Below are 11,654 nucleotides of genomic sequence, written 5' to 3' on the forward strand. Positions count from 1 at the left end.
TCCGACGCATTTCTGCCCCTGCTCATGACACAGTTCGCCAAAGAGACCCTGCCCATCAGTCTTGAAGAGGAAATGCGCCGCAGCTACCTCGACTACGCAATGAGCGTGATTGTCGGGCGGGCGCTTCCCGATGCACGCGATGGCCTCAAGCCCGTGCACAGGCGCGTGTTGTTTGCCATGCACGAGCTCAACAACGACTGGAACCGGCCCTACAAGAAATCGGCCCGTATCGTCGGCGATGTCATCGGTAAATACCACCCGCACGGCGACAGCGCGGTGTACGACACGATCGTTCGGATGGCGCAAGATTTTTCGCTCCGTCACATGCTGGTGGATGGACAGGGCAACTTCGGCTCGGTGGACGGCGACAATGCGGCCGCCATGCGGTACACGGAAATCCGCCTGTCGAAAATCTCGCACGAGATGTTGGCCGACATTGACAAGGAAACCGTCAACTTCGGCCCCAACTACGATGGCTCTGAAAAGGAGCCCTTGGTACTGCCATCACGTCTGCCCAACTTGCTGGTCAACGGCTCGTCGGGCATTGCGGTGGGCATGGCCACCAACATTCCGCCGCACAACCTCAACGAAGTGGTTGATGCTTGCCTGCACTTGCTCAAGCAGCCCGATGCATCGATCGATGAGTTGATGGAGATCATCCCGGCGCCCGACTTCCCCACGGCCGGCATCATCTACGGCATCAATGGCGTGAAGGATGGCTATCGTACGGGCCGCGGCCGGGTTGTGATGCGCGCGAAGTGCCACTTTGAAGACATCGACCGCGGTCAGCGCCAGTCGATCATCGTGGACGAGCTCCCATACCAAGTCAACAAGAAGACTCTGCAGGAGCGCATTGCCGAGCTGGTGCACGAAAAGAAGATCGAGGGCATCAGCCACATCCAGGACGAGTCGGACAAATCGGGCATGCGCCTGGTGATCGAGCTCAAGCGGGGCGAAGTGCCGGAGGTGGTGCTCAACAACCTGTACAAGCAAACACAACTGCAGGACACCTTCGGCATCAACATGGTGGCGCTGGTCGACGGCCAACCCCGTTTGTGCAACCTCAAGGATCTGATCCAGGTGTTCCTGGAGCACCGCCGTGAGGTCGTGACCCGTCGCACCGTGTTCAACCTTCGCAAGGCACGCGAACGGGGTCATGTGCTTGAAGGCCTGGCAGTGGCACTGGCCAACATTGACGATTTCATCAAGATCATTCGCGAATCGCCCACGCCCCCCGTGGCAAAAGCCGAACTGATGGCACGTCCGTGGGACAGCCAACTCGTGCGCGAGATGCTCACCCGCACGCGCAGCGATGGCGGCGTGATCAACGCCGACGATTACAGACCCGACGGCCTGGAGAAGGCGTTCGGCATGGGCGGTGACGGTCTGTACCGGCTTTCCGAGACACAGGCGCAGGAAATCCTGCAGATGCGCCTGCAGCGCCTGACCGGCCTGGAGCAGGACAAGATCGTCGCTGAGTACAAGGAGGTCATGGGCGAGATCGACGATCTGCTCGACATCCTGTCCAAACCCGAGCGCGTCTCGACCATCATCGGCGACGAGCTGGTGGTGGTGAAGCAGGAGTTCGGCCAGACCAAGCTCGGTGCGCGCCGCAGCGAAATCGAGCACAACGCGCAAGACCTGGCCACCGAGGACCTGATCACGCCCACCGACATGGTGGTCACACTCAGCCACAGCGGTTACATCAAGAGCCAGCCGCTCTCCGAGTATCGGGCGCAAAAGCGCGGCGGGCGGGGCAAACAAGCCACCGCCACGAAGGAAGACGACTGGATCGATCAACTCTTCATCGCCAACACACACGACTACATCCTGTGCTTCTCCAACCGCGGTCGGCTTTACTGGCTCAAGGTGTGGGAAGTGCCTGCGGGTTCGCGCGGCTCGCGCGGTCGACCGATCGTCAACATGTTCCCGCTGCAGGAAGGCGAGAAGATCAATGTTGTGTTGCCACTGACGGGCGAGATGCGCACGTTCCCATCAGACCGCTATGTGTTCATGGCGACGAGCATGGGTACCGTCAAGAAAACCGCACTGGATGAATTCAGCAATCCGCGCAAGGCGGGCATCATCGCGGTGGACCTGGACGAAGGCGACTTCCTGGTCGGGGCTGCGCTCACCGATGGCCAACACGATGTGATGCTGTTCAGCGACGGCGGCAAAGCCGTGCGATTTGACGAGAACGACGTGCGCCCCATGGGCCGCAACGCACGTGGTGTGCGCGGCATGATGATTGAAGAGACCCAAAGCGTGATCGCCATGCTGGTGGCCGAAGACGAGTATCAGAGCGTGCTGACCGCGACCATCAACGGCTACGGCAAACGCACGCCGATCTCCGAATACACCCGCCATGGCAGAGGCACCAAGGGCATGATCGCCATCCAGCAAAGCGAGCGCAACGGCAAGGTGGTGGCCGCCACGCTGGTGCACACCGACGACGAGATCATGTTGATCACCGACAAGGGCGTGCTGGTGCGCACCCGGGTCGCCGAGATCCGTGAAATGGGACGCGCCACGCAAGGCGTCACACTGATCGCGCTGGATGAAGGTGCCGAACTCTCGGGCCTGCAGCGCATCGTTGAGAACGATGCCAATGTGCCAGAGCTTGACGACTCGAATGAGACGAACGAGGTCGACGATCCGGGCACTGAAGCGTGATGGCGCGCCCCTTCAACTTCTCAGCTGGCCCGGCGGCCATGCCCACCGAAGTGTTGCAGCAAGCCGCTGACGAGATGCTCGACTGGCGCGGCAGCGGCATGAGCGTGATGGAGATGAGCCACCGCGGCAAGGAGTTCAGCGCCATCATTGAGGCAGCAGAAGCCGATCTGCGTGAACTGCTGGCAGTGCCAGCAGAGTTCCGTATCTTGTTCATGCAAGGTGGCGGACTGGCCGAGAACGCCATCGTGCCGCTCAACCTCTCGCGCGGCGGCAAGGTGGACTTTGTGGTCACCGGGAGCTGGAGCGAGAAGTCCATCAAGGAAGCAGCGCGCTACGCTCAACCCGTGCTGGCGGCCAGCAACGCCGATTCCGGCCACACCACCTTGCCTTCGCCCGCCACCTGGAAGCTCAGCGCAGACGCTCAGTACGTGCACATCTGCAGCAACGAAACCATCCACGGCATCGAATTCCACGAATTGCCCAACCTCAAGGCTTTGGGCAGCAACGCGCCGCTGGTGATCGATTTTTCCTCCCATGTGGCATCGCGACCGGTGGACTGGTCGCGCGTGGGCCTGGCCTTTGGAGGCGCTCAAAAGAACCTGGGCCCGGCTGGTGTGACTCTCGTGGTCGTTCGCGAAGAACTGCTGGGCCATGCCCTGCCCGTCTGCCCGAGCGCATTCGACTACAAGACTGTGGCGGCGAATGCCTCGATGTACAACACGCCGCCCACCTTCAGCATCTACGTGGCCGGCCTTACCTTTCAATGGCTCAAGCGACAGACCGAAGGTGGCCTGAGCGGCGTGGCGGCCATGGAGCAACGCAACATCGCCAAGGCCTCGCTGCTCTACGACTTCATTGACGCCTCCGCTTTCTACTTGAACAAGGTCGCGCCCAACTGCCGTTCGCGCATGAACGTTCCGTTCTTTCTGCGCGACGAAGCCCTGAACGATGCATTTCTGGCCGGCGCCAAGGGCGCGGGCCTGTTGCAACTCAAGGGGCACAAATCGGTGGGCGGGATGCGCGCGAGCATCTACAACGCCATGCCGCTGGAAGGCGTGCAAACGCTGGTGCAATACATGCGCGACTTTGAAAAAACACGGGCCTGACCCCAGGCCTCAGAACCCGAAGACATGACCCAACCCACTCAGTCAGATGCCCTGGCGGTCCTGCGCGTCCAGATCGACGCGCTGGACCAGCAGTTGCTGTCGTTGCTCAACGAGCGTGCGCGCGTGGCCGAGGAAGTCGGCGTCATCAAGCGGCAAGAAGGTTCGCCATTTTTCAGACCGGACCGCGTGGCCCAGGTGATCGAAAAAATCCAGGGTGCCAATCAAGGCCCTCTCCTGAACCAGCATGTGGCATCGATCTGGCGCGAAATCATGTCGGCCTGCCTCGCGCTCGAAGCACCGCAGCGCGTGGCGGTGCTGGGCCCGCAGGGCACTTTCTGCGAGCAGGCAGCCATCGAGTTCTTCGGCAGCGCGGCCAACCTGATCTACTGCGCCGACTTCGACGAGGTGTTCCACGCCACCGCCGCCGGCACCGCGCAATTTGGTGTGGTGGGCATGGAGAACTCCACCGAGGGTGTGGTGGCACGGTCGCTGGACCTGTTCCTGCGTTCGCCCGTGCATGTGGTGGGTGAAGTGAGCCTGCTGGTGCGTCACAACCTGCTGCGCCAGCTCAACACGCTGGACGGCATCGAAGTGGTCATGGCGCATCCCCAGGCCTTGGCCCAGTGCCAGAACTGGCTCTCGCAGCACCTGCCCAAGGCCGAAAAGCGGGCGGTCTCCAGCAATGCCGAAGGCGCTCGGCTTGCGGCCACCAATCCTGCTTGGGCCGGCATCGCCAGTGAGCGCGCTGCTGCTCAATTCGGCTTGCACATCGTCTCGCACGCCATCCAGGACGAGGCCTACAACCGCACGCGCTTTGCCGTGATCGCCTTGCCCCAGACGCTGGCCATGCCGCCTGCCTCGGGACGCGACTGCACCAGCCTGGTGGTGTCGGTCCCCAATCGGCCAGGGGCGGTGCACGACCTGTTGGTGCCTCTCAAGAACAACGGTGTCTCGATGACGCGTTTCGAGTCGCGACCGGCGAAATCCGGACAGTGGGAGTACTACTTCTATATCGACATCGCAGGCCACCCATCGCAGCCCAATGTGGCCGCCGCCCTACAAGAACTGCAAGGCCTGTGCGCTTTCTACAAGGTGCTGGGCGCGTACCCGGTGAACGAATGATGTTTGAACAACTGGGATTGATCGGCTGCGGCATGATGGGCGGCTCGTTTGCGCTGGCTCTCAAGCGCGCCGGTCTGGTCAAACGCGTGGTCGGCTACAGCAAGTCTCCCTCCACCACCGAAAGGGCACGCCAGCTGGGTGTGATCGACGTTGAAGCCCCCTCTGCGTTGCTGGCCGTCTCGGGCGCTGATCTGGTGCTGCTCGCCGTGCCCGTGTCGGCCACCGAAGCCACCTTCAAGGCCATCCGGCACTTGGTGCGCGGTGACGTGCTGATCATGGATGTGGGATCGACCAAACGCGAAGTAATCGATGCGGCGCGACGCGTGCTCAAGGACCAGGTGGGCGTGTTCGTGCCAACGCATCCGATCGCGGGCAAGGAACTCGCCGGTGTCGACCATGCAGATCCCGATCTGTACAAGGGCCGTCAGGTCATCCTCACGCCGATCGAGCGCACGCTCACGGCGCAACTGGACAAGGCACACAAGGTCTGGACCGCCCTGGGTTGCCACGTCAAGCAGATGTCGCCCGAAGCGCACGACGCTGCCTACGCAGCGGTGAGCCACTTGCCCCACCTGGTGGCGTTTGCCTTGATGAACGGCATCCAGAGCCAACAACAGGCGGCAGACTTCCTGTCGCTGGCCGGCCCAGGCTTTCGCGATTTCACGCGCATTGCGGCCAGCGACGCCGCCATCTGGCGCGACATCCTCATGTCCAATCGCGAAGAACTCCTGGCACAGTCTCGATTTTTTCAGCGGGCTTTGCATGCGTTGGAGACGGCCATCAATGCCGACAACCCGGACGCGCTGGAAGCCCTCATTGACCAAGCCAGCAGTGCCCGCGCCCATTGGCGCATGACCGCCATCAAGCCCCAGAGCTGAGCGACGCACGCTGCGGCGTTCTCGCGTCACCGCGCACATGTACTCCATTCCGTTCCTCGACATTCCTCCGCTGGCCACGGCTGACGGCACCGTACGCCTGCCGGGCTCCAAGAGCATCTCCAACCGGGTGCTCTTGCTGGCAGCCTTGAGCGAGGGTCACACCGACGTGACCGACCTCCTGGACTCCGACGACACGCAAGTCATGCTGGACGCCCTGCGCCAGCTCGGCTGCAGGATCGAGCCACAACCCGACGGCGCCTTGCGTGTCCATGGCCTGGGCGGCGTCCTCCCGGTGCGACACGCGCGGTTGTTTCTGGGCAATGCAGGTACGGCCATGCGCCCCCTGACCGCTGCACTGGCTTTGCTGGCGTCGACACACGGTGCCGAGTTCGAGCTCAGTGGCGTCCCGCGCATGCATGAGCGACCCATTGGTGACCTGGTGGATGCCCTGCGCCAACTGGGCTGCGCCGTGGACTGCCTGGGCCAGGAAGGCTATCCGCCGCTCAAGCTCGGTGCGGGCACACCCCTTGCGCTGCAACTCGACCAGCCCATCCGCGTGCGGGGCGACGTCTCCAGCCAGTTCCTCACGGCGCTGCTGCTGGCCCTGCCGCTGGTGGCGCAGAAGCAAGGCGTCGTCATCGATGTCGTGGGCGAACTGATTTCGCGCCCATACATCGAAATCACGCTGAACCTGCTCTCTCGTTTCGGTGTGCATGTGCAACGGGATGGCTGGCAACGTTTCACCATCCCTGCCGGTAGCCGCTACTGCTCGCCGGGGCGCATACCCGTCGAGGGCGACGCGTCATCGGCCAGCTACTTCATCGCGCTGGGTGCCATCGCGCATAGCACGCACGGCATCACCATCGAAGGCGTCGGTCTGGCCTCGATCCAGGGGGACATCCGGTTCGTCGAAGCGGCCAGACTCATGGGCGCCGAGATCACCGGAGAAGCCAATCACCTGCGCATTCGCCGTTGCGCGTGGCCACTCAAGGCCATCGACCTCGACTGCAACCACATCCCGGACGCCGCCATGACGTTGGCCGTGATGGCGCTCTATGCCGACGGCACCACCACGCTGCGCAATATCGCCAGCTGGCGCGTGAAGGAAACCGACCGCATCGCCGCCATGGCCAACGAATGCCGCAAACTGGGTGCCACGGTGGAAGAAGGCACCGACTTCATCCGCATCACGCCGCCCACCACTTGGCGCTCCGCGAGCATCCACACCTACGACGACCACCGGGTGGCGATGTGCTTCTCACTGGCCAGCTTCAACCCGGCGGGCCTGCCGGTGCGCATTGAAGATCCGAAATGCGTCGCCAAGACTTTTCCCGACTACTTCGAGACCTTGTTCGAGGTTTGCAGCACGCCAGCCCAAGCCATCCCAGTCATCTGCATTGACGGCCCCACGGCTTCCGGCAAGGGCACGTTGGCCTCTGAAGTGGCGCAGCGCCTGGGCTACCACCTGCTCGACTCCGGCGCACTGTACCGGGCAACCGCGCTCGCAGCGCAAGACGCCGGCGTGTCGCTGGACGACGAACCCGCCCTGGCCCGCCTGGCCGCACAGCTGCCGCTGGCTTTCCGTGACCACAAGGTGTTTCTGGGTGGTCGCGACATCACCGACCCGCTGCGACTGGAATCCACCGGCGGCATGGCGTCCCGGGTATCCCAACACCTGGCGGTGCGATCTGCCCTGTATGCCCTCCAGCAAAGCTTCCGGCGCCTGCCCGGTCTGGTGGCCGACGGGCGTGACATGGGCACGGTGATCTTCCCGGACGCGGCTTTGAAGGTGTTCCTGACCGCCACCGCCGAGCAGCGCGCCGAGCGGCGCCATAAGCAATTGATTTCAAAGGGAATTGCTGCTAACATCGACAGTCTTTTGGCAGACCTGCGAACGCGTGATTTGAGGGACTCATCCCGCACACACGCACCTCTCAAGCCGGCCGAAGACGCCTTGAAACTGGACAACTCCGAACTGGACATCGAGCAATCGGTGCAAGTGGTGATGAACTGGTGGCAGGGCAAAACGGCGTTCTCGGGGAGCTGAGCGCGCTGCACAAACGGCCCTGACGGCACAGCCGGGCGCTCCCAGCCCGCATGCTCGACGGTTCTTTTCAACCAACCCCGCGGTGTTTCGCACCGCAATGTCAACGCCGCCCACACGTCGATCCCTGCGCAAACCGAGTCACACCGGTTGAAGGCGCCGACGCTGAGTGGTTTTAGGAAATTCAATGTCTGAATCTTTTGCCGCCCTGTTCGAAGAATCCCTGAAACGCGCCGAAATGCGCTCGGGCGAAGTCATCACCGCTGAAGTCGTTCGCATCGAACACAGCCACGTGGTGGTCAACGCCGGTCTGAAGTCGGAAGCCTATGTGCCGCTGGCCGAATTCAAGAACGACCTGGGTGAACTCGAAGTGCAGGTCGGAGACTTCGTCTCCGTTGCAATCGACTCCGTGGAAAACGGTTTCGGCGACACCCTGCTGTCGCGCGACAAGGCCAAGCGCCTGGCCTCGTGGATGTCCCTGGAGAAAGCACTCGAATCGGGTGAATTCGTCACCGGCACGACGTCCAGCAAGGTCAAGGGCGGCCTGAAGGTCATGGTCAACGGCATCAGCGCCTTCCTGCCGGGCTCGCTGGTCGACAGCCGTCCCACCAAGGACCTGACCCCGTACGAGAACAAGACCCTGGAATTCAAGGTCATCAAGCTCGACCGCAAGCGCAACAACGTGGTGCTGAGCCGCCGCGCCGTGGTGGAAGCCTCCATGGGCGAGGAACGCGCCAAGTTGATGGACACCCTGAAAGAAGGCGCCATCGTGCACGGCGTGGTCAAGAACATCACCGAATACGGTGCGTTCGTGGACCTCGGCGGCATCGACGGTCTGCTGCACATCACCGACATGGCATGGCGTCGCGTGCGCCACCCGAGCGAAGTGGTGCAGGCTGGCCAGGAAATCACCGCCAAGATCCTGAAGTTCGATACCGAGAAGCACCGTGTCTCGCTGGGCCTCAAGCAGATGGGCGACGACCCCTGGATGGGCGTTGCCCGCCGCTACCCACAAAGCACCCGCATGTTCGGCAAGATCACCAACATCGCCGACTACGGCGCGTTCGTGGAACTCGAGCCAGGCATCGAGGGCCTGGTGCATGTGTCCGAAATGGACTGGACCAACAAGAACGTGGCGCCTTCCAAGCTGGTGTCGCTGGGTGACGAAGTCGAAGTCATGGTGCTCGACATCGACGAAGACAAGCGCCGCATCTCGCTGGGCATGAAGCAGTGCCGTGCCAACCCATGGCACGAGTTTGCTGAACAGACCAAGCGCGGTGACCGCGTCAAGGGCCCGATCAAGTCGATCACCGACTTCGGCGTGTTCGTGGGACTGGCCGCCGGCATCGACGGCCTGGTTCACCTGTCCGACCTGTCGTGGAACGAAACCGGCGAAGCCGCTGTGCGCAACTACAAGAAGGGCCAGGAAGTCGAAGCCATCGTGCTGGCCATCGATGTGGAGCGCGAGCGCATCTCTCTGGGCATCAAGCAACTCGACGGCGACCCGTTCACCACCTTCGTGTCGGTGAATGACAAGGGCTCCATCGTGACCGGCAAGGTCAAGACCGTCGACGCCAAAGGCGCCGAGATCGACCTGGGTGAAGACGTGTTGGGCTACCTGCGCGCCAGCGAAATCAGCCGTGACCGTGTGGAAGACGCACGCAACATGCTGAAAGAAGGCGACGAAGTCACCACCGTGGTGGTGAACATCGACCGCAAGACGCGCAACATCCAGTTGTCCATCAAGGCCAAGGATGCCGCTGACCAGCAGGAAGCCATGGCGACCCTGAGCCAGCAGTCCTCGCGCGAAAGCGCCGGCACCACCAGCCTGGGCGCCCTGCTGCGCGCCAAGCTGGACAACAACAACGGCTAAGCACGAATGCTGGCGTCTGATCAGACACATACCTCACGGCGTGTGTTCTGACCGGACGCCGGTCCTTGAATGCCCAAGCCCAAACCCGAACACATGACCCGCAGCGACCTTGTTGAAGCGTTGGCCAGCCGATTTGGTCAGCTCACCCACCGCGACGCCGAGTTCGCCGTCAAGGCCATCCTCGATGCCATGGGCGACGCACTGGTCAAAGGCCATCGGATCGAGATCCGCGGCTTTGGCAGCTTTTCGGTCAATCGCCGCTCCCCCCGCGTGGGACGCAACCCGCGTTCTGGCGAGAGCGTGATGATTCCCGAGAAGCGTGTACCGCACTTCAAGCCGGGCAAGGCCCTGCGCGAACAGGTGGACGCCAAGACGGCCGAGATTCTCGGGCGCGAACCGAAGAAACCGACGTGATGGCCGCTGCCTTGGCGGCGACCTGATCGCTACAATCGGCCCACCACAAAGGGGACGATTTGAAATACCTGATGTGGCTGCTCAACGCAGCCATTTTTTTTGTTTTGTTCGCCTTCGCGCTGAACAACCAGGACAGCGTGACGCTCAACCTGTTCTTTGGTGCCAGTTGGCAGGCGCCGCTGGTGCTCGTCATACTGGTCGCACTCGTGCTCGGCGTGTTCCTCGGCGTGCTGGTCATGCTGCCACTGTGGCTGCGGGCCAAACGCTCGCGGCGCCGCGCTGCGTCGGCCATCGCGGCCAGCACCTCCTTCGACGCAGACTCCACACTATTTCCAGACCCCAGCGACCGCCGCCATGGACTTTGATTTCACATGGCTGCTGTGGGGTCTGCCCCTGGCGTTTGCTGCGGGCTGGGGAGCCTCCCGCCTGGATCTTCGTCAATGGCGCATGGAAAGCCGCCAGGCGCCCAAGGCTTACTTCCGCGGCCTGAACCACCTGCTGAATGAACAGCAGGACCAGGCGATCGACGCTTTCATTGAGGCGGTGCAAGGCGACCCTGACACAGCGGAGTTGCACTTTGCGCTGGGCAACCTGTTCAGGCGCCGTGGCGACTATGACCGCGCCGTGCGAGTGCATGAACACCTGCTCTCGCGAGCCGACATCAGCCACAAAGACCGCGACCGCGCCCAGCATGCCCTGGCCCTGGACTTCCTCAAGGCGGGACTGCTGGACCGTGCTGAGGCCGCTCTCAACAAACTCGAGGGCTCGGCGTTCGAAGGCGAGGCCTTGCTGGCATTGCTGGGCATTTACGAGCGTTCACGCGATTGGCCGCGGGCCAAGGAGATCGCCCAAAGGCTGGAGGCCGCCGAGCAAGGCAGCTTCTCCACGCGACTGGCCCACTACCTCTGCGAAGAAGCTGAAATTGCCCAACAGGGCGGCGACAGCACGCAGGCCTTGCGCCTCCTGGAAGAGGCTGTGCAGCGGGCACCACAGCTCTCACGAGGTTGGATGGCTCTGTCTGCACAGAAGGCCCAGGGTGGCGACGCCGCAGGCGCGCTGGACGCCCTGTTCCATCTCAACCAGCATGCTCCACAGGGATTGCCGCTGGCGGCCCACTCACTCGCCGACCTGGCCCGGCAAACCGGACGCCAGGCAGAGGCTGTCAAGGTGCTGCAGGCAAGCCACGAGCGAGCGCCGTCGATCGACATCACGCAAGCCCTGGCCAGCCTGAGCCTCAACCCTGAGGTCATGCGCAACCACTACCTCAACCACCTGGAACGCGAGCCCTCACTGGTCATCACCGCGCAGTGGTTGGCGGGAGAAACATTGTCAAGTGAACGCGCACAAGCACGGGTGCAACAGGCCTTGGAGCAAGCGAGCGCGCCATTGCGGCGCTACCGCTGCGCAGCCTGCGGTTTTGAGGCCCGCCAACACTTCTGGCAGTGTCCTGGTTGCCAGACCTGGGACAGTTACCCGGCCCGCCGGGTCGAAGAGTTGTAGCCAGGGGCAACACCTGCGGTCCGGCCCAAGCCGGTTCCGCAGTT

The 11,654-nt window shown here is 62.8% G+C and carries 9 protein-coding genes; all 9 read left to right on the forward strand.

Features of this window, described 5'->3' with window-relative positions:
• Nucleotides 1-24: 24 nt before the first annotated feature.
• The 9 genes from gyrA (at nucleotide 25) to lapB (ending at nucleotide 11,610) form a co-directional block, all read left to right on the forward strand.
• Entirely contained in the window at nucleotides 25-2,673 is a 2,649-nt protein-coding gene (gene gyrA / locus V6M63_RS08415) for a DNA gyrase subunit A (protein WP_332741134.1), read from the forward strand.
• Nucleotides 2,673-3,779 carry a 3-phosphoserine/phosphohydroxythreonine transaminase gene (gene serC / locus V6M63_RS08420; protein ID WP_332741135.1) on the forward strand — a complete coding sequence of 369 codons (1,107 nt, stop codon included), beginning with the start codon at nucleotides 2,673-2,675 and terminating at the stop codon, nucleotides 3,777-3,779. Before gyrA ends, serC begins: the two co-directional genes overlap by 1 nt.
• A 24-nt stretch (nucleotides 3,780-3,803) precedes the next feature.
• Nucleotides 3,804-4,901, forward strand: coding sequence for a prephenate dehydratase (gene pheA, locus V6M63_RS08425; protein WP_332741136.1), 1,098 nt, complete (start codon nucleotides 3,804-3,806; stop codon nucleotides 4,899-4,901).
• Entirely contained in the window at nucleotides 4,901-5,779 is an 879-nt protein-coding gene (locus V6M63_RS08430) for a prephenate dehydrogenase (RefSeq protein WP_332741219.1), read from the forward strand. The genes pheA and V6M63_RS08430 overlap by 1 nt, the downstream gene beginning before the upstream one ends.
• Nucleotides 5,780-5,816: 37 nt before the next feature.
• Complete coding sequence (locus V6M63_RS08435) at nucleotides 5,817-7,826, forward strand: bifunctional 3-phosphoshikimate 1-carboxyvinyltransferase/cytidylate kinase (protein ID WP_332741137.1); 2,010 nt, start codon at nucleotides 5,817-5,819, stop codon at nucleotides 7,824-7,826.
• 184 nt (nucleotides 7,827-8,010) lie between these two features.
• The gene (gene rpsA, locus V6M63_RS08440) at nucleotides 8,011-9,696 is read left to right on the forward strand and encodes a 30S ribosomal protein S1 (RefSeq protein WP_056275697.1); all 1,686 of its coding nucleotides are present in this window, start codon (nucleotides 8,011-8,013) and stop codon (nucleotides 9,694-9,696) included.
• 93 nt (nucleotides 9,697-9,789) lie between these two features.
• The gene (locus tag V6M63_RS08445; protein ID WP_056275700.1) at nucleotides 9,790-10,110 is read left to right on the forward strand and encodes an integration host factor subunit beta; all 321 of its coding nucleotides are present in this window, start codon (nucleotides 9,790-9,792) and stop codon (nucleotides 10,108-10,110) included.
• Nucleotides 10,111-10,169: 59 nt separating this feature from the next.
• The gene (locus V6M63_RS08450; protein ID WP_332741138.1) at nucleotides 10,170-10,475 is read left to right on the forward strand and encodes a lipopolysaccharide assembly protein LapA domain-containing protein; all 306 of its coding nucleotides are present in this window, start codon (nucleotides 10,170-10,172) and stop codon (nucleotides 10,473-10,475) included.
• Nucleotides 10,465-11,610, forward strand: coding sequence for a lipopolysaccharide assembly protein LapB (lapB, locus tag V6M63_RS08455; protein ID WP_332741139.1), 1,146 nt, complete (start codon nucleotides 10,465-10,467; stop codon nucleotides 11,608-11,610). The genes V6M63_RS08450 and lapB overlap by 11 nt, the downstream gene beginning before the upstream one ends.
• Nucleotides 11,611-11,654: the final 44 nt, after the last annotated feature.

It is taken from the genome of Hydrogenophaga sp., assembly GCF_036675665.1.
Classification (GTDB): domain Bacteria; phylum Pseudomonadota; class Gammaproteobacteria; order Burkholderiales; family Burkholderiaceae_C; genus Hydrogenophaga.

Bases quoted from the DNA above. Each gene is read 5' to 3' on its own strand.
- lapB (WP_332741139.1), top strand. From the start codon at position 10,465: ATGGACTTTGATTTCACATGGCTGCTGTGGGGTCTGCCCCTGGCGTTT.
- V6M63_RS08435 (WP_332741137.1), top strand. From the start codon at position 5,817: ATGTACTCCATTCCGTTCCTCGACATTCCTCCGCTGGCCACGGCTGAC.
- V6M63_RS08445 (WP_056275700.1), top strand. From the start codon at position 9,790: ATGACCCGCAGCGACCTTGTTGAAGCGTTGGCCAGCCGATTTGGTCAG.
- rpsA (WP_056275697.1), top strand. From the start codon at position 8,011: ATGTCTGAATCTTTTGCCGCCCTGTTCGAAGAATCCCTGAAACGCGCC.
- gyrA (WP_332741134.1), top strand. From the start codon at position 25: ATGACACAGTTCGCCAAAGAGACCCTGCCCATCAGTCTTGAAGAGGAA.
- V6M63_RS08430 (WP_332741219.1), top strand. From the start codon at position 4,901: ATGTTTGAACAACTGGGATTGATCGGCTGCGGCATGATGGGCGGCTCG.
- serC (WP_332741135.1), top strand. From the start codon at position 2,673: ATGGCGCGCCCCTTCAACTTCTCAGCTGGCCCGGCGGCCATGCCCACC.
- pheA (WP_332741136.1), top strand. From the start codon at position 3,804: ATGACCCAACCCACTCAGTCAGATGCCCTGGCGGTCCTGCGCGTCCAG.